Genomic DNA, 22,132 nt, shown 5'->3' with positions numbered 1-22,132 from the left:
AAGGACCCGGGCGGGCCCTCTCTCATCCGCCCCCGACCGGCCCCCGAGCCCGCACGCGGCCTGCGTTCGCCACGCGGGTGTGGGCTCACATCTCACAGCTTGCCCCGAGTGCCCCCGCCTCCGACAGGAACGGGGGGCATTCGGCATTTCTCCCACTGACCCCGGGCGCGGGTGTCTCTTCAAGCCCGTCCGGTCTTTGTTTTTCAAGCCCGTCCGGCGTTTGAGGACGAGGCCGAAGGCCGACAGGGGGGTCTGGGGGCGCAGCCCCCAGGGACGGGACGGGAAGGGGCGGCGGGGGCGACTCCCCCGGACCCCAGCCACGACGAACCGGTCGATGAAACAGGGACCTACCCCCGGGCCCGCGCAGCCCGCGCAACCGCCACAACGGCCTTCTCCAGGGCATACCCGGGATCGTCCCCGCCCCCCTTGACCCCGGCATCGGCCTCGGCAACGGCCCGCAACGCCACGGCAACCCCGTCCGGAGTCCACCCCCGCATCTGCTGCCGCACCCGATCGATCTTCCACGGCGGCATCCCGAGCTCCCGCGCCAGATCCGCGGGCCGCCCACCCCGCGCGGACGACAGCTTCCCGATCGCCCGCACCCCCTGAGCCAGCGCACTGGTGATCATCACCGGCGCCACCCCGGTCGCGAGCGACCACCGCAACGCTTCGAGCGCCTCCGCGGCCCGTCCCTCGACGGCCCGGTCCGCGACGGTGAAGCTCGACGCCTCGGCCCGCCCCGTGTAGTACCGCCCGACGACGGCCTCGTCGATGGCCCCCTCGACATCGGCCCCCAACTGCGCGACAGCGGAGGCCAGCTCCCGCAGATCGCTCCCGATCGCGTCGACGAGCGCCTGGCACGCCTCCGGCGTCGCGGACCGCCCGAGCGCCCGGAACTCCCCGCGCACGAACGCCAGCCGGTCCGCCGGCTTCGTCATCTTCGGGCAGGCGACCTCCCGGGCCCCCGCTTTGCGCGCCGCGTCCAGCAGGCCCTTGCCCTTGGCTCCGCCGGCGTGCAGCAGGACGAGCGTGATCTCCTCGGCGGGCGAACCGATGTACGCCTTCACGTCCTTGACCGTGTCCGCCGACAGGTCCTGCGCATTGCGCACGACGACGACCTTGCGCTCGGCGAACAGCGACGGGCTCGTCAGCTCGGCCAGCGTGCCGGGCTGCAGCTGGTCGGGGGCGAGGTCGCGCACGTCGGTGTCGGCGTCGGCCGCGCGCGCGGCGGCGACCACCTGCTGCACCGCGCGGTCGAGCAGCAGGTCCTCCTGGCCCACCGCGACGGTGAGCGGAGCGAGCGGATCGTCGTTTGCAGTCTTCCTGGCCATCGCGGTCAAGCATCCCACGGGGCACTGACAGCCCGGCCGCGGCCGACTCCCGCGGGGCGCCCTACGGCTCCTCGCGCCAGCCGTCCCACTCCCCGGCGAACGTGTCCAGCGCCGCCGGGTCCAGGGCCTCGTCCGGGTCCTCGACGACCAGGAGCCACTGCGCGTCCTCCGCGTCGTCCTCCCCGGCCAGCGCGTCCCGTACGAGCTGGGGTTCCTCGGTGACGCCGAAGCGCTCCCCGAGCGCCTCGGCGGCCTCCTCCGCGGCGTCGCGGTCCGGCAGCACCAGTACGTGTCTCACATCGCTCACGGCACCATCTTCGGGCACGCGCGCCCCGCGGCCCGCACCGGGCGGCCCGGGTCAGCCCTTGGGCACGACCTGGATGTCCAGCTCGATCTTCACGCTGGTCCCGACGGCGGCGATGCCGCGCGCGAGCATGGTCTGCCAGCTGATGGTGAAGTCGTCGCGGTGCAGTTCGGCGGTGGCGCGGCAGGCGGCGCGGGTCTCGCCCTCCATGCCGTTGCCCAGGCCCAGGTACTCGGCGTCGAGCGTGACGGTGCGGGTCACGCCGTGCAGGGAGAGCGCGCCGGTGATGGCCCAGCGGCTGCCGCCCTTGTGCGTGAACTTGTCGCTGTAGAACTCCAGCGTCGGGAACCGCTCGACGTCCAGGAAGTCGGCGGACCTGAGGTGGTCGTCGCGCATCTGCACGTTCGTGTCGATGGACGAGGCGTCGATGACGACGTGCATCGCGGACTGCTCGACGCGCTCGGCGACGCGCAGCGCGCCCGCGAAGGTGTTGAACCGGCCGTGGATCCGGGCGAGTCCGATGTGCCGCGCCGTGAACGCGATCGAGGAGTGCATCGGCTCGATCTCCCAGTCGCCCGCGTCGGGCAGCTGCGGCGGCTGGGCGACCTGGAGCATGACGTCGCCCACGGACGCGTGCCCGCTCTCGGCGACGCTGGCGTTGCCGTGGAACGGCGTGTAGCCGTCGGCGGTCACCGCGAGCCGGTAGTCCCCGGCGGGCACCGTGGCCATGAACGAACCGAACGGGTCCGTCCCTCCCGTGACCACCTGGCGCCCCATGGCGTCGTTGACGACGAGTTCGGCGGTGCGTATCGGCTCGTTGACGGGGTCGAGGACCCGGCAGCTCAGCATCCCCGCGCTGGGTGGCACCGCCATCTCCGCCAGGGGATTGGTCCGTTGTGCCCGGTTCGTACGGTTTCCCAGCCAGCGGCCGAACATGAACTACCTACCCCAGTGCGTCTTGACAACAGTAGTTGCTAGATGAACGAAGACGTATTCGACCATCGTTGCGGCTTTCGAGGCAACACGAGCCCACAACGCGGGAATCGCAGAGAAGGCGACCTCGGGCCCGAATTACCTACTCCGGTTAGCGTTTCGCCAGCTCAGCGGCTTTTTTACTCACCGGTAGCAACCGCGTGCGCACATTCCGCGAAACTTTCGGCGCACCGCTCTCCGCCCCCTCACCGTGGGGGCCGGAGCGACCACGGACGGCGACACGCCCACCCTGTCCCTCTGCCCCCGACCTCCTCCCGTCGCCCGTTCGGGGTTCGATACGCGCCACGTTGCGGTACAACCTCCGGCGACAGTCGATCGGGGCAATCGGGGCGCTCGGCGATCAGCGTCGGGCCACCCCGAGCCTCACCCGTGCCCCGTCCTCACCCCGCACGCCCGCGCCTCCCACCACCGCGATCGCCCCGCCCCGGTCCGTCCGCAGGACCGTCGCCCCCTGTCCGCGCAGCGCCGCCAGGGTGCGCGGCGCCGGGTGTCCGTACGTGTTGTCCGCTCCTACGGAGATCAGCGCGAGCCGGGGCGCCACCGTCCGCAACAGCCCCGGGTCCTGGTACGCCGAGCCGTGGTGCGCGACCTTCAGCACGTCCACCCGGGAGAGCCCGGCCCCGCCGGTCGCCCGCAACAGCGCCCGCTGCGCCGCCGGTTCGAGATCGCCGAGCAGCAGCAGCCTCAGCCCCGCCGTCCGCACGAGCAGCGTCACGCTCGCGTCGTTCGGCCCGTCCGGCGTCGGGGCCGGCCGCGCCGGCGTGCCGCCCGGCGGCCACAGCACCCGCCAGTCGAGCGGACCCGCGCGCCGCCGCTCCCCCGCCGCCGCCCGGCTCACGGGCACCCCGTACCGCGCCGCGACCCGCCGCACGAGCGCCGCCTGGTCCGCCGGTTCCCCGAACCCCGTCGTCTCGATCGCCCCCACCGCGCGCCCCCGCAACACCCCGGCCAGACCCGCCACATGATCGGCATGGAAGTGGGTGAGCAGCACGAGCGGGATCCGTGTGATGCCGAGCGAGCGCAGGCAGCGATCGACGAGCAGCGGATCGGGGCCCGCGTCGATCACCACCCCGGTGCCCGGCCCGGCCGCGAGCACCAGGGCGTCGCCCTGTCCCACGTCGCACATGACCAGCCGCCATCCCGGCGGGGGCCAGCCCGTGAGCACCCGGGTCACCGGCGGCGGCTGGACGACGAACAGCACCAGCAGCACCGCGCAACCTCCCAGCGCCCAGGGCGACCTGACCACTCTTCGGCCCAGCGCGATCAGTACCGCGATGGCGAGGGCGAGCAGGGCCCCGCCGTGCCAGCCGTCCGGCCAGTCGATGCCGCTGCCCGGCAGCGCGGCGCCGGTCCGCGCGATGTCCGCGATCCAGCCCGCGGGCCATCCCGCGCACCAGGCCAGGCTCTTCGCGACGGGCATCGCCCACGGCGCGGTGGCCAGCGCCGCGAACCCGAACACGGTCGCGGGTGCGACGGCGAACTCCGCGAGGAGATTGCACGGCACCGCCACCAGACTCACCCTCGCGGCGAGCACCGCCACCACGGGCGCGCACACGGCCTGTGCCGCCGCGGCAGCCCCGAGCGCCTCCGCGATCCGGGCCGGCACCCCGCGCGCGGTGAGGGCCGCGCTCCAGCGGGGGGCCACGGTCAGGAGGGCGCCGGTCGCGAGGACCGAGAGCAGGAATCCGTAACTCCGGGCCAGCCACGGGTCGTAGAGGACCAGCAGCAGAACGGCCGTGGCCAGCGCCGGGATCAGGGACCTGCGGCGTCCGGTGGCGATGGCGAGCAGGGCGATCAGTCCGCAGGACGCGGCCCGCAGCACGCTCGGCTCGGGCCGGCACACCACGACGAAGCCCAGGGTGAGCGCCCCGCCGAGCGCCGCCGTACCGCGCAGCGGCAGCCCGATCCGGGGTGCCAGGCCCCGCCGTTCGGCTCGCTGCGCGGTGCCGGGCGGTCCGATCAGCAGGGCCAGCAGGATGGTGAAGTTGGCGCCGCTGACGGCCATGAGGTGCAGCAGATCGGTCTCCTCGAAGGCCGCGTGGAGCTCCGGGCCGACCCGGGCCGTGTCGCCGACGACGAGTCCCGGCAGCAGCGCCCGCGCGTCCTGCGGCAGCCCGTCCGTCGCCTCGCGCAGCCCCGCGCGCAGGGCCCCGGCCAGACGCTGCGCCCGGCTCGGCGCGCCGACGACCCGCGGCGGATCGTCCTTCCCGACCCGCAGCACCGCCGCGATCCGGTCGCCGTCGACGACGGGTGGCGCGAGTCTGCCTTCGACGCGGAGCCGGGTGGTCGGCAGGAGCGACAGCCAGTGGCCGCGGCTGGTCGCCGAGCCGTCGGCGATGACCAGGACCGGGGTGCGGCCCCGTGTCCGAGCGCCGTCCGCCGTGGTCAGCCCCACGACGTCGGCCTTCACCAGGACGGCGGGCGGTGTCGTGCGGTCTCCGGCGACCCGGGGCCGGGTGAGCCGTGCGTCGCCGGTGAGCTCGATCTCGGCCCGTACCGTGGCGTGCCGCTCGGCGAGGTCCGGTACGGGACCGCTGCGCGGCTCGGCGCCGTGGAGGCCGGCCGAGACCGCCGCCGCGGCGACGCACAGCAGCAGCGCGGCGGCTGACGGGCTCCGCCAACGTGCCGGTGCCGACTGCCCGGTGCCGGTACCCGCACCGGCTCCGATGTCGCCGGCCCGGGCCACGATCAGCAGCGTCACCCCGGCGATGAGGCATGCGCCCGCGACGAGCGCCGTCGTCAGGGCCGGTGTCGTGAGGGTCACCGCCGCGGTCGCCCACGTCGCGAGCGCGGGCGGCACCAGCCGCAGATCGGTGTGCCGCGCCTCTCCCGGGGCGTCCTCGCGGCCCCGCTCCCCCGTGGTCGTCATGGCCGCACGAGATTCTGCAGGTCCTCGAAGCGGCGGTCCCCGATGCCGTTCACCTCGCGGAGTTCGTCCACGGAGCGGAAACCGCCGTGCTCCGTGCGGTAGTCGACGATGTGCTGGGCCAGCACGGGGCCGACGCCCGGCAGCGCTTCGAGCTGATCGGCGGTCGCCGTGTTGAGCCCGATCGGCGTGGTCGGCGTGCCGCCCGCTCCGGTGCCGGTGGAGCCGGGCGGTGCGGCCGGCGGGGCTGCCGTCACCGGTACGCCGACGAGGACCTGCTCGCCGTCGATGAGCAGCCGCGCCTGGTTCAGGCCCTCCGTGTCCGTCCCGGGGCGGACCCCACCCGCGGCTCGCAGCGCGTCCGCGACCCGGGACCCGGCGGGCAGCCGGCGGAGCCCGGGGCGGCGCACCTTGCCGGCGATGTCGACGACGACTCCGGCGCCGCCCGCCGCCGAAGGGGCGGACGAGGGCGGGGTGCCGGACGCCTTCTGCTCGTCCCGGGCGAATCCCGCGTGGGGCCCGACCTCGCGCACCGACTCCGGGGGCCGCACCGGCTGAGGCCGGCCGGTCCAGAAGTGCTGCACTGCGAACAGGGCAACGGCGGCGGTGAGCACGACGAGGGCGACGGCCCCGCGCCGCTCGATGCCGCAGCGCGTCTGCATCCAGAGAGGCAGCCGGTCCCGTACCGCGAGGGCGGCCCTGGTCCGCCAGGACTCGGCGGCGACCCGTGGCTCGGGAGGCGGCGGATCCGGCGCGGGCAACGGCTCCGGCTCATCCGGAGGCATCGCCGCCGCCGAAGCCCGCACAGGCGTAGCCATTGATACAGGCACAGGCACAGTCGGCGCCTCGTCACCCGGCACCGCATGCGGAGCGAAGAGCGCATGGGCGCGGGTCCGCTCGGCCGCGACCCGGCGGTGCCGGGCGCGCCGGCGTCGCGCCCCGTCACGGTGGCGTGCGCGGCTGTCGGACCCGGGAGTGCGCCCGGGTCCCGTGGTCGTACGGGCTGTCCTGGTCAGTGATCGAAGTGCCATGCCACGAGACGCTAGGCACGGACGCCCCGCACAGTGGATCTTGGTCAATTCCCGGGGACGACACGGCGATTGTGGATAACTCCGTCACCCACACGAGCCGCAGCCGCGAGCACAGCCCCCAGCAACCCCACCCGGCCTCACACCGGCCTCACGCCCTCGGCGACACGACCGCCCCGAGCAGTCCCGGCCCGGTGTGCGCCCCGATGACCGCCCCGACCTCGCTGACATGCAGCTCGGCGAGGCCCGGCACCCGCTCCCGCAGCCACGCGGCGAGCGCCTCGGCCCGCTCGGGCGCGGCGAGATGGTGGACGGCGATGTCGACCTGCCCGCTGCCGGCGCGTTCGGCGACGATCTCCTGGAGCCGGGCGATGGCTTTGGAGGCGGTGCGGACCTTCTCGAGGAGTTCGATGCGGCCGCCGTCGAGCTGGAGCAGCGGCTTGACCGCGAGGGCGGAGCCGAAGAGGGCCTGGGCGGCGCCGATGCGGCCGCCCCGGCGCAGGTAGTCGAGGGTGTCGACGTAGAAGTAGGCGGACGTGCCGGCGGCCCGCTTCTCCGCGGCGAGGACGGCCTCGTCGATGCTGCCGCCCGCGTCGGCGGTCTCGGCGGCGCTGAGGGCGCAGAAGCCGAGGGCCATGGCGACCATGCCGGTGTCGACGACCCGTACGGGCACGGGCGCCTCGCGGGCGGCGAGCACGGCCGCGTCGTACGTCCCGGAGAACTCGGAGGAGAGGTGGAGCGAGACGATGCCGGTGGCGCCGGACTCGGCGACCTTGCGATAGGTCTCGGCGAACAGTTCCGGACTGGGTCTCGACGTCGTCACCGGGCGACGCTTCTGGAGTGCTTCGGCGAGCGAGCGGGCGGAGATCTCGGTGCCCTCTTCGAGTGCTCGGTCGCCCAGGACCACGGTCAGCGGCACCGCCGTGATGCCGTGGCGCTCCATCGTCAGGTGCGGCAGGTAGGCCGTGGAATCGGTGACGATCGCGACATGGCGGGACATGCTCCGGAGATTACCCGCCGGGGATCGCGCGCGGCAGCCCGGCCCCTGTGCGGGGGCCGGTGATCAGGTGGTGCTCTCGGGGCGCGGCTTCTTCTGCCACGGGTAGACGGGGCGTGGTCCGGGCGGGGTGATCTGCGGGCGGGAGCGCTCCGGTCCGGGCTGCGGGGCGGCCTCCGGGGCGGGGGCGGTGCGCGGGGTGGGACCGGTCTGCGGAATGGAACCGGTCTGTGGAGCGGGTCCGGTCTGCGGGGTGTCCGTGGTCGTCCAGTGCCGCAGGGCGCCGGCCTCCACGTCGATCTGGCGGCTGAGGTCGTCCAGGTCGTCGCTCGCGAAGTGGCTGGCGCGGTCGCGGGCGGCGTGCCGCAGCGCGTCGGCGGACCCGGTGATCTGCTCGGTGCGTGCTCTCAGGTCGGGGAGCAGGCGGGCGACGTGCGCCTTGTCCGGTTCGCTCTCCAGGCGCTTGAGGTCGGCGTCCAGCTCGCGGCCGTGGGTGCTGAGCCGGTCGAAGAGGCCGAGGGACTCCTGGAGGGTGGGGTCGTCGCCGACGCCGGCGTGCAGGGCGTCCTGGGTGGCGCGCATGGAGCCACGCAGTCGGAGCCGCAGCTGGGCGAGCTCGCTGGCGGCGCCCGGCTGGGCGAAGCTGCGGGCGCGCAGGGTGGTGTCCTCGACGGCGCGGCGTGCCTGCTCGACCTTGCGGTCGACGCCGCGCTTGGCGGCGCCGACGGCCTTGACCGTCGCGTACGCGCCGAGGGCGAGGAACGCCACGAACATCAGCACCACGATCAGGATCACGGCTTCCATGACGCTCCTCCCACCCACCTCTTCGCTTCTGCCGCCGATCGCCGCGGCGCGTGCTGTCTCCACCGTAAACGGAGCGGGCAGGCCGAGGGTTCCTGAACGACCCCCAACCTGCCCGTAGGGAAGAACCCCGAGTGCCTTACGCAGGCACGATGTTCACCAGCTTCGGCGCGCGGACGATGACCTTGCGGATGCCGGCGCCGTCCAGGGCGGCGACGACCTTCTCGTCGGCCAGCGCGGTGCGCTCCAGGTCCTCCTCGGAGATGCTCGGGGAGACCTCCAGGCGGGCCTTGACCTTGCCCTTGATCTGCACGACGCAGGTGACCGTCTCGTCGACGACGTACCGCGGGTCGGCGACGGGGAAGTCCTGGTGGACGACGGAGTCGCCGTGGCCCAGCTTGCGCCACAGTTCCTCGGCGACGTGCGGGGCCAGCGGCGCGACCAGCAGCACCAGGCGCTCGGCGACGGCGCGCGGCAGGCCGCCGCCCGCATAGGCCTTGGTCAGGTGGTTGTTCAGCTCGGTGACCTTGGCGATGGCGGTGTTGAAGCGCATGCCTTCCAGGTCGCCGCGGACTCCGTCGATCGCCTTGTGCAGGGCGCGCAGCGTGTCGGCGTCGATGTCGCCCTCGGGGACGTCGGCGACGGTGATCTCGCCGGTCGTCTCGTCGACGATGTTGCGCCACAGGCGCTGCAGCAGGCGGAACTGGCCGACGACCGCGCGGGTGTCCCACGGGCGGGAGACGTCCAGGGGGCCCATCGCCATCTCGTACAGGCGCAGGGTGTCGGCGCCGTACTCGGAGCAGATCTCGTCGGGCGTGACGGCGTTCTTCAGGGACTTGCCCATCTTGCCCAGCAGGCGGGAGACCTTCTCGCCCTCGTAGTAGTAGGCGCCGTCCCGCTCCTCGACCTCGGCGGCCGGTACGGCGATGCCGCGCGCGTCCCGGTAGACGTAGGCCTGGATCATGCCCTGGTTGAACAGCTTGTGGAACGGCTCGGCCGAGGAGATGTGGCCCAGGTCGAACAGGACCTTGGACCAGAAGCGCGCGTACAGCAGGTGCAGCACGGCGTGCTCGGCGCCGCCGACGTACAGGTCGACGCCGCCGGTCGGCTGTCCCTCGCGGGGGCCCATCCAGTACTGCTCGATGGCGGGGTCGACCAGCTTGTCGCTGTTGTGCGGGTCCAGGTAGCGCAGCTCGTACCAGCAGGAGCCGGCCCAGTTGGGCATGGTGTTGGTCTCGCGGCGGTACTTGCGCGGGCCGCGGCCGTCGCCCAGGTCCAGCGTGACGTTGACCCAGTCCTGGTTGCGGGACAGGGGCGTCTCGGGCTCGGTGTCGGCGTCGTCCGGGTCGAAGGTGCGCGGCGTGTAGTCGTCGACCTCGGGCAGTTCCAGGGGCAGCATCGACTCGGGCAGCGAGTGGGCGATGCCGTCCTCGTCGTAGACGATCGGGAAGGGCTCGCCCCAGTAGCGCTGGCGGCTGAACAGCCAGTCGCGCAGCCGGAAGTTGACGGTGCCGTGGCCGATGCCCTTGCGCTCCAGCCATTCGGTCATGCGGGCCTTGGCGTCGGCGACGCCCAGGCCGTCCAGGCTGATCTCGTCGCTCGCCGAGTTGACCAGCTCGGCCTCGTGGGCGACGAAGGCGTCGTCCCACGTGGACGGGTCGGTGCCGCGGCCGTCGGACGGCTCGACGACGCAGCGCATGGGCAGCTCCAAGGCGCGCGCGAAAGCGAAGTCGCGGGCGTCGTGCGCGGGGACGGCCATGATCGCGCCGGTGCCGTAGCCCATCAGGACGTAGTCGGCGATGAAGACGGGGACCTGCTCGCCGCTGACCGGGTTGGTGGCGTACGCGCCGGTGAAGACGCCGGTCTTGTCCTTGGCCTCGGCCTGGCGCTCGACGTCGGACTTGGAGGCGGCCTGCTTGCGGTAGGCGGCGACGGCGTCGGCGGGGGTGGCGTGGCCGCCGGTCCACACGTCGTGGGTGCCCTCGGGCCAGGCGGCGGGGACGATGGTGTCGACCAGGTCGTGCTCGGGCGCCAGCACCATGTAGGTGGCGCCGAACAGGGTGTCCTGGCGGGTCGAGAAGACGGTGATGACCTCGTCGGAGGCGTCGAAGCCGAAGTCGATGCGGGCGCCTTCGGAGCGGCCGATCCAGTTGCGCTGCTGCAGCTTGATGGCCTCGGGCCAGTCCAGGCCGTCCAGGTCGTCGATCAGGCGGTCCGCGTAGGCGGTGATGCGCATGTTCCACTGGCGCAGCTTGGCCTTGAAGACGGGGAAGTTGCCGCGCTCGGAGCGGCCGTCGGCGGTGACCTCCTCGTTGGCCAGGACGGTGCCCAGGCCGGGCGCCCAGTTGACGGGCGCGTCGGAGGCGTAGGCCAGGCGGTACTCGCCCAGGACGTCGGCGCGCTCGGTCTCGTTCAGCTCGCTCCAGGTGCGGCCGCCGGGGACGGCGCGCTCACCGGTCTCGAACTGCTGGACCAGTTCGGTGATGGGTCGGGCCTTCTTCAGGTCGTCGTCGTACCAGGAGTTGAAGATCTGCAGGAAGATCCACTGCGTCCACTTGTAGTACTCCGGGTCGATCGTGGCGAACGACCGGCGCTTGTCGTGGCCCAGGCCCAGGCGGCGCAGCTGCGCCTTCATGTTCTCCATGTTGGCCTCGGTCGACGTGCGCGGGTGCGTGCCCGTCTGCACGGCGTACTGCTCGGCGGGCAGGCCGAACGCGTCGAAGCCCAGGGTGTGCAGGACGTTGTGGCCGTTCATGCGCTGGAAGCGGGCGAAGACGTCGGTGGCGATGTAGCCCAGGGGGTGGCCGACGTGCAGGCCCGCACCCGACGGGTACGGGAACATGTCCATGACGAACTTCTTGGGGCGGGACGCGATCGCCGGGTCACCGGCCAGGTCACCGCTCGGGTTGGGCGCCTCGTACGTGCCGTCGGCGTCCCAGAAGTCCTGCCAGCGTGCCTCGATGTCGGCGGCCATGGCCGCCGTGTAGCGGTGCGGCGCGACCGCCGCCTCGGACGGGGCAGCGGTATTCGTCTCGCTCATGATTCTCAAAGCTCCATCGATCGTCTCTGCCAGGCGGCCCTTGCCTAGGAAATGAAAAAGCCCCTCGCACAGGAGGGGACGCCGCGCCGATTCCGACCACACGCCCGGGGGCGGATCGGGACTGATCAGCGCGGCTCGCTAAGCAGAAGGCGTACGGCACGCATGGCGTCAGGGTACCGCAGGCTCCGCGCGGGCCGCGACGGACTTCCACGGGCGGGGGGTTACCCCGCGTACCGGCCCCTATCGGGGCAACACAAAGGCCCGGCTCCCTCCGGACACGGCCAGATAACGACGAGATAACTCAAACCTCGTACTGGCCGGTATGTGTCGACCTAGAGTGCGGGCGTGGGTCCACCGTGCCGAACATTTCGGAGTCGCCCCCATGAACTCTCTGAACCCTCGCGCCTCCCGCTCCGTGAATTCCCCGCAATCCTTGTGGAGTTCGCCGTCCTCCGCCCGTGGCCGCCGTATACGGACGGGGGTGCTGAGCGCGGCGGTCCTGCTGCTCATACCCGTGGTCGTGACGGCGGGTGACGACGCCTTCCGGGCGGCCCTCGACTTCACGACCGGCGTGCTCTGCCTGGTGTCGCTCACGGCGTCCGTCGCATGGGGCCTCGTCGCCTCCGACCGGCTGTTCCTGACCTCGCGGCAGCGGCTGCTCGCCCAGGGCGTCCACCGCGCCACGGCGATCGGCTCGCTGGGGTTCCTGCTGCTCCACGTCAGCGTGAAGCTGGCCCTCGCCCACGTGACGCCGGTCGGCGCCCTGATCCCCTTCGGGACAGGCTTCTCCGGCAGCAGCGGCCTGATCGGCCTGGGCGTCCTCGCCGGGCTCCTCATGGTGACGACCGGCGTCACCGGCGCCCTGCGCAGCTCCATGGCCTCTCCGGCCCGCCTCGCGACCCGCTGGCGCGCGACCCACATGCTCGCCTACCCGGCCTGGTGCCTGGCCCTGATCCACGGCCTGTACGCGGGCCGGCCGCCCAAGACGTACGTGGTGGTCCTTTACGGCCTGTGCCTGGTGGCCGTCGCCGGGGCGGTGGCGCTGCGCGCGGCCCCGCCGCAGGTGAAGCGCGCGGTGGCGGCGCGCATCCTGGCCCTGCTCGACCCCGGCCCCGCCGCCCCGGCCGCGGAGGTGCCCGCACGTCCCTCCACGGAGCCTTTCGTACGGCCTGAAGCCACCCCTGCGCCCCCGCCGACGCGAGCCCCCGCCGGTGTCGGCTTCTCGGCCGCCTACCGGGCCGTGTCCGCGGCGCCGCCCCGGCAGCACCGCGAGCCGCCGCCCGCGCAGCGCTGGCCCACCCCGTCACCCCCGCCGCCCGCGCAGGCCCCGCCCCCGGCGACGTACGGGTACGACCACGCGCCCTATGACGACCACGCGCCCTATGAAGAGACGGGTTCCTGCGAGGCCCCCTTCCAGGCGCCCGCCGCGGGAGAGCCCTGGGGTGCTCCCCCGCCCCCTACCTGGCCCTCTGAAGAAAGCCAGCCCTACGGAGGCACGTGGTGAACACGGCACTGCCCGACGTCCCCGAGGTCCGCGTCGTCGGCCTGCCGCAGCTCACCTCCGGGTTCGACCTCGTGGAGCGGCTCGACCTCGACATGCACCTGAAGGTGCACGGCCCCCTGGAGCCCATGCCCGGGGAGCGCCTGGCGCGCCTGGCGCAGGCGGTGTCGCTGCGCGGCCGGGGCGGCGCCGGTTTCCCCTTCGCCAAGAAGCTGCGCGCCGTCGCCGAGTCGGCGATCCGGCGCGGGGTGCGGCCCGTCGTCGTGGTCAACGGCAGCGAGGACGAGCCGGCCTGCCGCAAGGACACCGTGCTGCTCAACCGCGCCCCGCACCTGATCCTCGACGGCGCCCTGCTGGCCGCCGAGGCGATCGGCGCCCGCACCCTTGTCGTCGGCGTCACCCGGGACTCGACGGAGGCGTCCATGCGCACGGCGCTGGCCGAGCGCGGCCTGTCGAACCGGCGGAACGCGCCGCTGCGCGCGCGGGTGCAGCGCAATCCGGTGCGGATGGTGACCGGGGAGTCCTCGGCGCTGATCCGCTCGGCGGACGGCGGCCCGCCGCTGCCCCCGGGCCGCAAGGTCCGCGCCTCCGACTCCGGCGTGGGCGGCGCCCCGACCCTGCTGTCGAACGCGGAGACGTTCGCCCAGCTCGCGGTGGCCGCCCGGATCGGGGCGGAGCGCTACGGCCGCACCGGCCTGCACGACGAGCCGGGCACGGTGCTCCTGACACTGTCCGGGGCGGTCGCCCGCCCGATGGTCCTGGAGGTGCCCTCCGGCGTCCCGCTGAGGTACGTGCTCCAGCTCGCCGGCGCTCCTCCGCTCCCCCAGGGCGTGCTCACGGGCGGCTATCACGGCAAGTGGCTGGACGGCGTCGGCGCGCAGGACGCGATCGTGTCCCGCGCCTCCCTGGAGGCGTGCGGCGGCGCGCTGGGGGCGGGCGCGATCCTGCCGATCGGCCCGGACACCTGCCCGCTCGGCGAGTCGCTGAAGGTGGCGCAGTGGCTGGCGGCGGAGAGCGCCGGCCAGTGCGGGCCCTGCTATCTCGGGCTGCCGGCGGCGGCGCGCGGCCTGGAGGACGTCCTGAGCGGGGGCGGGCCGACGGCGCTTGAGGCGTTGCGCGAGGTCACGCGCGCGGTGAAGCGGCGCGGGGCGTGCAAGCACCCGGACGGTTCGGCCGCGTTCATCGAGTCGACGATCGCGGCGTTCACCGACGACCTGGCCGCGCACGTGCTGGGCGCCGGCTGCGGCCGTCCGGTCCTCGGTGTGCTGCCGCTGCACGCGCAGGCGCCCGCCGGCTCCTCGCCGTCCGGGAAGCGCCTCGCGGTGGACTGGACGCTGTGCCGCGGCCACGGCCTGTGCGCGGACATCGTGCCGGAGCTGCTGCGGCTCGGCCCCGACGGCTTCCCGACGGTCGCGGAGACGGCGGTGCCGCGCTACGCGGAGGCGAACGCGGCACGGGCCGTCCACCGCTGCCCCGCGCTGGCGCTGCGCCTGGAGGAGGACCCGGCGGCGCTCCCGCCCCGGCCGCCGCTCCCACCCGCCCTGCCGCCGGGCCGCAGCCGCGCGCGCCGCTAGAGGCGGCACACGAAGAAGCGGGCCGTCCGATCGGACGGCCCGCTTCTCTTACTGCTTCCAACTCTTGTGGAGCTAAGGAGAATTGAACTCCTGACCTCCTGCATGCCATGCAGGCGCTCTACCAACTGAGCTATAGCCCCTTGCGGTGTTCCACCCGGTGTTCCTGTCGGTTTCCCCGGCGGCGACGCCAACATTACACGGTCACCCCCGTGATTCACCAAATCGGTTTCCGGAGGGCTCCGGGCCCCACGGAATCCGGCTGCGGCTCAGGCTCTGGCGAAGGAGTAGAAGCGCTTCAGGGTGCAGTGCTCGTCCAGGAGGCGGCCGTAGATCGGCTCGCCCTCCAGTTCCCGATACGTCTCGATCGGGTCGCCTTTTATGATCAGCGCCCGCGCGCACTCCTCGCACCAGTACTGGTACTCGGCGTTCACCGGCTCCATGTCGCGCACGATGGGCGTGCCGCTGCCGCACCAGTCGCACTTCCTCCTGTGTGACCCCATGTCGTTCCGCTCAGCTCCAGCTGTGGCCGCAGGCCGTGCACACGTACGAGATCCCGCCGTTGTCGCCCAGCATCTGGGCGACGTGGGAGGAGCCGCAGGACGGACAGTCGAGGGGAAGCGGGGCGTGCGCGCGGGCGGCGGACGCGGTGGGAGGCACGGTCACAGCGAGGAGGCGGTCGGCCTCCTCGTAGATGCTCAAGGGCATCGCGCGCTCCCTCCCGTCCAGGCCGTAATCGTCGATCGGACGCAGCCCCCTTCCGGCCGTCCGATTCTGCCACGGCCCGGGCTCCCCGGTCAGCGACGCAGGCGTACCAGTCCGGACACGGCACCGAGCACGGCCGCCGCGGCCAGCGCGTACGCGCACGTCAGGAGGGCGTCCGCCGAACTGTACGGGCCGGGCACCCCGGTCGACTCGACGCGGCCGAGGAAAAGTGTGCCGAAGGCTGCCACACCGACGAGTTGGCCGAGCTGGGTCACGGTGGTGAGCAGTCCGCTGGCGTCGGCGGCGTCCTGCGGGCGCACTCCGGCGAGGGCGCGGGTGAGGGTGGGTCCGAAGCCGAGGGCGAGTCCCGCACCGGTGGTCACGAAGGCGGCGTACAGGGCGATTCCGCCGCCGGTGCCGTCGCGCAGGGCGAGGCCGGTGCCGAGCGTCCCGGCGGCGGTGAGCGCGAACCCGGCGGGGATCAGGGCGGGTTGCAGCCGGGCGGGCCAGCGGCGCCAGGTGAGGCCGACGGCTCCGAAGGACACGGCGGTGGTGGCGAAGGTCAGTCCGGCGCGCAGGGCGCTGTAGCCGAGCCCGCTCTGCACGTGCAGCGTGAGGACGAACAGGTAGCCGGCGTTGACGGCCATCACGGTCAGGATGCGCGCGGCGGCCGTGCCGATGCCGGGCAGGCGCAGCACGCGCGGGGCGACGATCGGGTCGCCGCCGCGCCGGGCGAGGGCGGACTCGTGGACGCACAGGAGGGCGAACACGGCGACGGAGGCGGCCATGCAGAGCCAGGCCCACAGCGGCCAGTCCTGTTCCTGGCCGAGCACGAGCGGCACGGTGAGCAGGCTGACGGCGCCGCCCAGCAGGACGAGTCCGGGCAGGTCGAGGGCGCGGGCGGGCCGGCCCGTACGGGCCGGGTCGCGGGGCAGGGCGCGCCCGCCGAGGGCGAGGAGGGCCAGGCCGACGGGCACGTTGACGAGGAAGACGGCGCGCCAGCCGGTGCCGAACAGGTCGGCGCTGACGAGGAGGCCGCCGAGGACCTGCCCGGCGGCGGCGCCGACGGCGAGGACGGCCGCGTACGCGCCGAGGGCGCGGGTGCGGGCCTCGCCGCTGAAGTGGCGCTGCACGAGGCTGAGGACCTGCGGGATCATCAGAGCCGCGCCGGCGCCCTGCGTCATGCGGAACGCGATCAACTGGCCGCTGCTCTGCGCGAGACCGCAGGCCAGCGAGGCGGCGGTGAAGGCGGCGAGGCCGGTGAGGATGACCCGGCGGTGCCCGTGGCGGTCGCCGAGCCGGGCGCCGGTGATCAGCAGGACGGCGTAGGTGATGGTGTATCCGGCGACGACGAGCTGCAACGCGGCGCCGGAGGCGTGCAGTTCGGTGCGGACGGTGGGTGCGGCGACGTTCACGATGAACACGTCGAGCACGGCCATGAACTGGGCGGCGAGCACGACCGCGAGGAGCCGGCCGCGCCCGGTGTCGGCGCCAGGGGCTTTACTGGATACGGGAGTTGGGGACGGGGCGGGCTTCGGTGGCTGAGGACTTTCCGGGACGGTTGTCGTCATGGCGGCAACACTGACGCGGGTACGGCACGGGTACCGAGAGCCCGCTGATGCTGGTACCGGCACCACCCGGCAGGCGCCTTCCGGGGCGCGGCGCGGGAGCACAGGATGGGGGATGTGACGACGATGACCACTGGGCAGCACGGATCGCGGCACGGCGGCGCGCACCCGCGGCCGGGGGATCGCCGCAGGCCGGAGCTCGCGGCGTTCTTACGGGGGCGCAGGGCGCGGGTGAGTCCGCAGGACGTGGGGATGCCGGCGGGCCCGCGGCGGCGCACGCCGGGGCTGCGCCGCGAGGAGGTCGCGCAGCTGTCCGGGGTGGGGGTCACCTGGTACACGTGGCTGGAGCAGGGCCGTCCGATCAACGCGTCGGCGCAGGTCCTGGACGCGGTGGCGCGCACGCTGCGGCTCGATCTGCCGGAGCGGGAGCATCTGTACCACCTGGCGGAGGTGCCGTACGAGCCGGCGCGGGAGGCGGCGCCGGTGGCGGTGGGGCCGGAGCTCCAGGCGGTCCTGGACGCGATGGACCGGCTGCCGGCGGTGGTCTACAACGCGCGCTTCGACCTGCTCGCGACCAACGCCGCCTACCGGGACCTGTTCATTCTGTGGCCGGCCACGATGGGCCCGCGGACGAACGCGCTGTGGACGCTGTTCGTGGCACCGGAGCTGACCTGCCCGCTGGTGTTCCGTGAGGTGGAGCTGCCGGTGATGGTGGCGACGCTGCGCTCGGGGTACGGGCGGCATGTGGGCGAGCCGGCGTGGGAGGAGTTCGTGCGGGAGCTGGCGGCGGCGAGTCCGGAGTTCACGCGGATGTGGGAGAGCGGGGACGTGGCGCCGCCGGGGCCACGCGTGAAGACGTTCCGGCACCGGGCGGTCCCGGTGGAGCTGCGGATGACGTCGACGTCCTTGTCGGTGGACGGGATGCCGGAGTGCCGGATCGTCGTCTACACACCGGTGGACGCGGAGTCGTGGGAGGGGCTCGCCCGGATCCGCGGCCACCGGGAGGACCCGGCGCCCCGGGAGGACTCCTGGAGATGAAAAAAGATCCCGCCCGATCGGATCGATCGGGCGGGATCTGCTGTGGAGCTAAGGAGAATTGAACTCCTGACCTCCTGCATGCCATGCAGGCGCTCTACCAACTGAGCTATAGCCCCTTGCTTCTGTTCTTCCCTCCGGGTTTCTCCCCGGCGGGCCGAACAAGAAGAACTTTAGCCTGCCACCAGCCAGAAAGTGAAATCCGGTCCCCGTGGCCTGCGGGGACCGGCCTCACCGCCGTGCGTGGGCCGCGTCAGTCGTCGTCGCCGAGGACCGGCTCGGGCAGCGTGCCCGCGTTGTGCTCCAGCAGCCGCCAGCCGCGGGCGCCCTCGCCGAGGGCCGACCAGCAGCAGTTCGACAGGCCGCCGAGGCTCTCCCAGTGGTGGGGCTCCAGGCCGAGGAGACGGCCGATGGTGGTGCGGATGGTGCCGCCGTGGCTGACGACGACAAGGAGCCCGTCCTCGGGCAGCTTGTCGGCGTGGCTCAGCACGACGGGGGCGGCCCGGTCGGCGACCTCGGTCTCCAGCTCGCCGCCGCCGCGCCGCACGGGTTCGCCGCGCTTCCACGCCGCGTACTGCTCGCCGTAGCGCGCGATGATCTCCTCGTGGGTGAGGCCCTGCCACTCGCCGGCGTACGTCTCGCGCAGGCCTTCGTCGTGCGTGACGTCGAGGCCGGTGAGGGCGGCGAGCTCGGCGGCGGTGGCCGCGGCCCGCTTGAGGTCGGACGCGACGATCGCGTCCGGCTTCATGGAGGCGAGGAGCCGGGCGGCGCGCCGGGCCTGGCCGAGGCCGGTCTCGGTCAGCTCGATGTCCGTGGAGCCCTGGAAGCGGCGCTCCAGGTTCCAGGACGTCTGGCCGTGCCGCCAGAGGATGACCCGCCGCCCCCGTGCGGAGCGGGTCAAAGCAGCTCCCCCGCGTCGGCGGCGGCGGTCTGCTCGGCGTGCTCGGCGCCCTTGCCGCGGGTGGCCTTGGCGTCCTCGGGCAGGTCGAGCTCGGGGCAGTCCTTCCACAGGCGCTCGAGGGCGTAGAAGACACGCTCCTCGCTGTGCTGGACGTGCACGACGATGTCGACGTAGTCGAGCAGGATCCAGCGGGCGTCGCGGTCGCCCTCGCGGCGCACGGGCTTGGCGCCGAGCTCCTTGCTGAGCCGCTCCTCGATCTCGTCGACGATCGACTTGACCTGGCGGTCGTTGGGCGCGGACGCCAGCAGGAAGGCGTCCGTGATGGACAGCACGTCGCTGACGTCGTAGGCGATGATGTCGTGCGCGAGCTTGTCGGCGGCCGCCTGGGAGGCGACGGTGATGAGCTCGATGGAACGGTCGGTGGCGGTCACTACAAGGCTTTCGGTCGGCGGTCAGGACCCCCGGCGTGGCCCGTGCGGGCCCGCACGGGCGGGTACTCCAAGGGTCTCACGGACCGCCGACACGCCTCACTGCATTACCGGCGCCCCTGCCGCGGGGCGCCGGCCGGGGGTTCAGCTGCCGCCGGTGTAGTCCTGGCCGATGACGACGGTGACGTCCGCGTTGGCCACCGCCTTGCCCTTCTTCACGGCGCTCGCGGGCAGGCCGAGGGTCTTGGCGACCTCGACAGCGTCGGCCTTGCGGGCGGCGTCGGCGTAGGTGACCTGGGAGGTGGCGGCCGTGGTGCCGGTGCCGGCCTCGACGAAGGTGTAGCCGCCGTTGACCAGGGTGATGCGGGCCTTCTCGGACCGGGCCTTGTCGCCGGTGGCGTTCTTGACGCCGACGCGCAGGGCGTCGCCCTCGGCGGGGGCCTTCACGGTGCCGCCGAGCACGTCCTCGACGACGGAGTTCGCGGCGGCCTCGGAGAGGGTGCCGTCCTGGCCGACAGGGAGGAGCGCCGTCTTGTAGTCGCCCTCCTTGGCGTGGTCGGCGAGCTTGGCGAGGAAGGCGCCGAGGTCCTTCTCGGTGAGCGAGGGGTCGAGGATCTGGGCGAGGGTCTGCACGGTCGTCGTCGCGGCCTGCGGGTCGGAGGACAGCTTGCGCAGGACGCCCTGCATGACCTGGCCGAACCGCAGGAGCTGCGCGGTCTGGGCCTCGCCCTTGGCGCGGTAGGTGGCGTACGCGACGGCCGCCGGGCCCGAGAGGGTCTGCTCCTGGCCCTTGTGGACGAGGAAGGTGCCCTTCTTGGCGGGGTCGGGCACGTCGGTGTTCGTGGTGACCTCGATGTTGCCGACGAGTTCGACGAGGTTGTTGAGGTAGGGGGTGTCGAGGCGCCAGGTGCCCTCGATGTCGGTGCCGAGGAGGGTGTCGATGGCGTCGCCGGTGCCGGCGGAGCCGTCCTCGTCGACGGACTTGGCGAGAGTGGTGGCGCTGCCGTCCTCGCCGCTGAGGGCGAGCGCGTTGGGCAGCAGGACGGTGGTGGCCTGGCCGGTGGTGGTGTTGTTGACCAGGAGGGCGGTGGAGGTGCCGCCGCCCTTGGTGTTGTGCAGGTGGACGACGATGACGTCGCGGTTCTGCGGTCCGGCCGCGGCCGGGCCGTCCTTCTTGGTGGCGTCGCCGCCGAGGAACGGCAGCTTGCCCTGGTAGCCGAGGTAGCCGACGCCGCCGACGAGGCACAGGGCGAGGACGACGACGAGGGCGGTGATCCGGTTGCGGCCGCGCCGTTTGGCCTCTTCACGGCGCTCGCTGCGCGACTCCGTGAACTTGAGCCAGTCGATGACGTCCTCGGAGTTCTCGTCCGGTTCCTCGACGAAGTCGAACTGCTCGGCGCCGTGGTCGCGGTCGTCCCGGCGCTCCGGCGCGGCGGGCGAAGGCTCCGGCGCCGGCGCCTGCTGCGGGATGTACGCGGTGGCCTGCTCGGTCTGCCGGGGCTGCTGAGCCGTGCCGGAGGCGGCGCCGTAGGGGTCGTAGCCGCCGCCCTGCTGCGGGTGGCCGGCGTACGGGTCGTACTGCGGCTGCGGCTGCTGCGGGGCCTGCTGCTGTTGCTGCTGCTGCCCGGCCGCGTACGGGTCGTAGCCGTATCCGTACCCTGCGTTCTGCTCGTACGACGGCGCTTGCTGAGCCGGCCGGTAGACAGGCCGGCCGAACTCGTCGTAGCCGACCAGCTCGTAATTCTGCTGGTCGTAACCGTCGTATCGGTCGTTCACCGATGCCCCTCTCGGCGGTGCAGGGTTCAGTCGCCGCGGTACAGCTGGCGCTTGTCGATGTAGCGCACCACACCGTCCGGCACCATGTACCAGATCGGGTCGCCCTTGGCGACTCGGTCACGGCAGTCCGTGGACGAGATGGCGAGCGCGGGCACCTCGACGAACGAGACGCCGTCCTCGGGGAGTCCGGGGTTGGCGAGCGTGTGGCCGGGCCGGGTGACGCCGATGAAGTGTGCCAGGGAGAAGAGCTCTTCGGTGTACCGCCAGGTCAGGATCTGGCTGAGGGCGTCGGCGCCCGTGATGAAGAAGAGGTCCGTGTCCGGGTTGAGCGCGCGCAGGTCGCGCAGGGTGTCCGTCGTGTACGTGGCACCGCCGCGGTCGATGTCGATGCGGCTCACCGAGAACTGGGGGTTCTCGGCGGTCGCGATGACCGTCATCAGATAGCGGTCCTCGGCGGGCGACACGTGCTTGTCGCTCTTCTGCCACGGCTGTCCGGTCGGCACGAAGACCACCTCGTCGAGGTGGAACTGTGCGGCGACCTCGCTGGCCGCGACCAGGTGTCCGTGGTGGATCGGGTCGAACGTTCCGCCCATGACGCCGAGGCGCCGCTTGGCGGGCGAGTCCCACTCGCGATCCGGGCCGCCGGCCGGGCTGTTGACCGGGCCGGTAGGCATGTCCTGCGCTCCCATGCGAGCAGAGCCTACTGGCCCGGTTCCCGTGACCTCGCCCGGGCTCAGCGGTCGCGGTTGAAGCGGGTGGTGATCCACAGCAGCAGAACGAGGATGACGAAGGCGGCGCCGCCCGTCATGAGGGGGCTGATGCTCTCGTGGTTGCCGCCGTGCTCGCCGCCCTCGGCGGCGAGAGTGGCCAGCTGGGCAGCGGTGGCGTGGAGGCTCATCTTCAGCAGGACCTATCCGGTGTGGGATCGGGATAAAGATTTCTGACCCATCGTATGCGGGCCCCTCCGCGGTGCTCACGCCGACTCTGCCGTACGGGCGCCACGGATCGCCGCGCGTGTCCGGAACCATCCCGGTGGTGTCATTCGTCTCGCTTGTAGCCGCGCAGCAGGAACCAGGCGAGAAACACCGCACCGAGGACGGACACCACGATCACGATGCGCAACAGATTGCCCGCGCCCTGCTGGGCCGCGGCGACGGCGATGAGGTGTTCGGCATGATCCATGACGGTTCGCTCCTTCTGTGTGCTGCCCCGCCACGGTATCTCCGCCTAGGGTGGACTCCGCCTCGGGGGCACAACCGAACACCGAATCGCCGTCGACACGATCGA

The 22,132-nt window shown here is 72.9% G+C and carries 20 protein-coding genes and 2 tRNA genes; 3 read left to right on the top strand and 19 right to left on the bottom strand.

Annotated elements, in window-relative coordinates; translation table 11 throughout:
* Positions 1-347: 347 nt before the first annotated feature.
* The 8 genes from holA to leuS form a co-directional block, all read right to left on the bottom strand.
* Positions 348-1,331 (bottom strand): DNA polymerase III subunit delta, encoded by a 984-nt coding sequence (holA, locus tag ACZ4E1_RS20780; RefSeq protein ID WP_467541155.1) that lies wholly within the window; start codon positions 1,329-1,331, stop codon positions 348-350.
* A gap of 61 nt (positions 1,332-1,392) precedes the next feature.
* A complete protein-coding gene (locus ACZ4E1_RS20775) occupies positions 1,393-1,638 on the bottom strand; it encodes a hypothetical protein (RefSeq protein ID WP_467541154.1) in 246 nt (81 codons plus the stop codon).
* Positions 1,639-1,689: 51 nt separating this feature from the next.
* A complete protein-coding gene (locus tag ACZ4E1_RS20770) occupies positions 1,690-2,571 on the bottom strand; it encodes a YceI family protein (protein ID WP_467541153.1) in 882 nt (293 codons plus the stop codon).
* A 397-nt stretch (positions 2,572-2,968) separates the two neighbouring features.
* The gene (locus ACZ4E1_RS20765; RefSeq protein ID WP_467541152.1) at positions 2,969-5,497 is read right to left on the bottom strand and encodes a ComEC/Rec2 family competence protein; all 2,529 of its coding nucleotides are present in this window, start codon (positions 5,495-5,497) and stop codon (positions 2,969-2,971) included.
* Positions 5,494-6,312: a ComEA family DNA-binding protein gene (locus ACZ4E1_RS20760; RefSeq protein WP_467541150.1), complete on the bottom strand. Its 819-nt coding sequence runs from the start codon at positions 6,310-6,312 to the stop codon at positions 5,494-5,496. The genes ACZ4E1_RS20765 and ACZ4E1_RS20760 overlap by 4 nt, the downstream gene beginning before the upstream one ends.
* A gap of 361 nt (positions 6,313-6,673) precedes the next feature.
* The gene (locus tag ACZ4E1_RS20755) at positions 6,674-7,522 is read right to left on the bottom strand and encodes a DegV family protein (RefSeq protein ID WP_467541149.1); all 849 of its coding nucleotides are present in this window, start codon (positions 7,520-7,522) and stop codon (positions 6,674-6,676) included.
* Between the two features lie 63 nt (positions 7,523-7,585).
* Entirely contained in the window at positions 7,586-8,323 is a 738-nt protein-coding gene (locus ACZ4E1_RS20750) for a hypothetical protein (protein ID WP_467541146.1), read from the bottom strand.
* Between the two features lie 136 nt (positions 8,324-8,459).
* Positions 8,460-11,360, bottom strand: a complete 2,901-nt coding sequence (gene leuS / locus ACZ4E1_RS20745; RefSeq protein WP_467541144.1) for a leucine--tRNA ligase — start codon at positions 11,358-11,360, stop codon at positions 8,460-8,462.
* A 481-nt stretch (positions 11,361-11,841) separates the two neighbouring features.
* Between leuS and ACZ4E1_RS20740 the strand changes: the two genes are divergently transcribed.
* Both ACZ4E1_RS20740 and ACZ4E1_RS20735 read left to right on the top strand, forming a co-directional pair.
* A complete protein-coding gene (locus tag ACZ4E1_RS20740; protein WP_467541142.1) occupies positions 11,842-12,864 on the top strand; it encodes a hypothetical protein in 1,023 nt (340 codons plus the stop codon).
* Positions 12,861-14,435, top strand: a complete 1,575-nt coding sequence (locus tag ACZ4E1_RS20735; protein ID WP_467541140.1) for an NADH-ubiquinone oxidoreductase-F iron-sulfur binding region domain-containing protein — start codon at positions 12,861-12,863, stop codon at positions 14,433-14,435. Before ACZ4E1_RS20740 ends, ACZ4E1_RS20735 begins: the two co-directional genes overlap by 4 nt.
* Before the next feature lie 67 nt (positions 14,436-14,502).
* On the opposite strand, the gene ACZ4E1_RS20730 is transcribed toward ACZ4E1_RS20735, so the two are convergent.
* The 4 genes from ACZ4E1_RS20730 to ACZ4E1_RS20715 all read right to left on the bottom strand — a co-directional run bounded on the left by ACZ4E1_RS20730 (position 14,503) and on the right by ACZ4E1_RS20715 (position 16,594).
* Positions 14,503-14,575: transfer RNA gene (locus ACZ4E1_RS20730), tRNA-Ala, on the bottom strand.
* A gap of 126 nt (positions 14,576-14,701) precedes the next feature.
* Positions 14,702-14,935: a hypothetical protein gene (locus ACZ4E1_RS20725; protein WP_188338988.1), complete on the bottom strand. Its 234-nt coding sequence runs from the start codon at positions 14,933-14,935 to the stop codon at positions 14,702-14,704.
* Between the two features lie 10 nt (positions 14,936-14,945).
* On the bottom strand, positions 14,946-15,140 hold the full coding sequence (locus ACZ4E1_RS20720; RefSeq protein WP_467541138.1) for a hypothetical protein: 195 nt from the start codon (positions 15,138-15,140) through the stop codon (positions 14,946-14,948).
* An 89-nt stretch (positions 15,141-15,229) separates the two neighbouring features.
* A complete protein-coding gene (locus ACZ4E1_RS20715; protein ID WP_467541136.1) occupies positions 15,230-16,594 on the bottom strand; it encodes an MFS transporter in 1,365 nt (454 codons plus the stop codon).
* A gap of 219 nt (positions 16,595-16,813) precedes the next feature.
* Between ACZ4E1_RS20715 and ACZ4E1_RS20710 the strand changes: the two genes are divergently transcribed.
* Complete coding sequence (locus ACZ4E1_RS20710) at positions 16,814-17,743, top strand: helix-turn-helix transcriptional regulator (RefSeq protein ID WP_467541134.1); 930 nt, start codon at positions 16,814-16,816, stop codon at positions 17,741-17,743.
* Positions 17,744-17,786: 43 nt separating this feature from the next.
* Here ACZ4E1_RS20710 and ACZ4E1_RS20705 read toward each other — a convergent pair.
* The 7 genes from ACZ4E1_RS20705 to ACZ4E1_RS20675 all read right to left on the bottom strand — a co-directional run bounded on the left by ACZ4E1_RS20705 (position 17,787) and on the right by ACZ4E1_RS20675 (position 22,027).
* A tRNA-Ala gene (locus ACZ4E1_RS20705) sits at positions 17,787-17,859 on the bottom strand.
* A 134-nt stretch (positions 17,860-17,993) separates the two neighbouring features.
* Positions 17,994-18,641, bottom strand: coding sequence for a histidine phosphatase family protein (locus tag ACZ4E1_RS20700; RefSeq protein WP_467541132.1), 648 nt, complete (start codon positions 18,639-18,641; stop codon positions 17,994-17,996).
* Positions 18,638-19,072, bottom strand: coding sequence for a ribosome silencing factor (rsfS, locus tag ACZ4E1_RS20695; RefSeq protein ID WP_467541130.1), 435 nt, complete (start codon positions 19,070-19,072; stop codon positions 18,638-18,640). Before rsfS ends, ACZ4E1_RS20700 begins: the two co-directional genes overlap by 4 nt.
* A gap of 141 nt (positions 19,073-19,213) precedes the next feature.
* Entirely contained in the window at positions 19,214-20,845 is a 1,632-nt protein-coding gene (locus tag ACZ4E1_RS20690; protein WP_467541128.1) for an LCP family protein, read from the bottom strand.
* 26 nt (positions 20,846-20,871) lie between these two features.
* Positions 20,872-21,534 carry a nicotinate-nucleotide adenylyltransferase gene (nadD, locus tag ACZ4E1_RS20685; RefSeq protein ID WP_467541126.1) on the bottom strand — a complete coding sequence of 221 codons (663 nt, stop codon included), beginning with the start codon at positions 21,532-21,534 and terminating at the stop codon, positions 20,872-20,874.
* Between the two features lie 44 nt (positions 21,535-21,578).
* Complete coding sequence (locus tag ACZ4E1_RS20680) at positions 21,579-21,743, bottom strand: hypothetical protein (RefSeq protein ID WP_399126153.1); 165 nt, start codon at positions 21,741-21,743, stop codon at positions 21,579-21,581.
* A gap of 140 nt (positions 21,744-21,883) precedes the next feature.
* Entirely contained in the window at positions 21,884-22,027 is a 144-nt protein-coding gene (locus ACZ4E1_RS20675; RefSeq protein ID WP_399126154.1) for a hypothetical protein, read from the bottom strand.
* Between the last annotated feature and the right edge of the window lie 105 nt (positions 22,028-22,132).

The organism is Streptomyces sp. NPDC025806, assembly GCF_055558275.1.
This window is presented reverse-complemented; position numbering and strand designations above follow the sequence as displayed.

Bases quoted from the DNA above. Each gene is read 5' to 3' on its own strand.
- holA (WP_467541155.1), bottom strand. From the start codon at position 1,331: ATGGCCAGGAAGACTGCAAACGACGATCCGCTCGCTCCGCTCACCGTC.
- ACZ4E1_RS20770 (WP_467541153.1), bottom strand. From the start codon at position 2,571: ATGTTCGGCCGCTGGCTGGGAAACCGTACGAACCGGGCACAACGGACC.
- ACZ4E1_RS20765 (WP_467541152.1), bottom strand. From the start codon at position 5,497: ATGACGACCACGGGGGAGCGGGGCCGCGAGGACGCCCCGGGAGAGGCG.
- ACZ4E1_RS20760 (WP_467541150.1), bottom strand. From the start codon at position 6,312: ATGGCTACGCCTGTGCGGGCTTCGGCGGCGGCGATGCCTCCGGATGAG.
- ACZ4E1_RS20755 (WP_467541149.1), bottom strand. From the start codon at position 7,522: ATGTCCCGCCATGTCGCGATCGTCACCGATTCCACGGCCTACCTGCCG.
- ACZ4E1_RS20750 (WP_467541146.1), bottom strand. From the start codon at position 8,323: ATGGAAGCCGTGATCCTGATCGTGGTGCTGATGTTCGTGGCGTTCCTC.
- leuS (WP_467541144.1), bottom strand. From the start codon at position 11,360: ATGAGCGAGACGAATACCGCTGCCCCGTCCGAGGCGGCGGTCGCGCCG.
- ACZ4E1_RS20725 (WP_188338988.1), bottom strand. From the start codon at position 14,935: ATGGGGTCACACAGGAGGAAGTGCGACTGGTGCGGCAGCGGCACGCCC.
- ACZ4E1_RS20720 (WP_467541138.1), bottom strand. From the start codon at position 15,140: ATGCCCTTGAGCATCTACGAGGAGGCCGACCGCCTCCTCGCTGTGACC.
- ACZ4E1_RS20710 (WP_467541134.1), top strand. From the start codon at position 16,814: ATGGGGGATGTGACGACGATGACCACTGGGCAGCACGGATCGCGGCAC.
- nadD (WP_467541126.1), bottom strand. From the start codon at position 21,534: ATGGGAGCGCAGGACATGCCTACCGGCCCGGTCAACAGCCCGGCCGGC.
- ACZ4E1_RS20680 (WP_399126153.1), bottom strand. From the start codon at position 21,743: ATGAGCCTCCACGCCACCGCTGCCCAGCTGGCCACTCTCGCCGCCGAG.
- ACZ4E1_RS20675 (WP_399126154.1), bottom strand. From the start codon at position 22,027: ATGGATCATGCCGAACACCTCATCGCCGTCGCCGCGGCCCAGCAGGGC.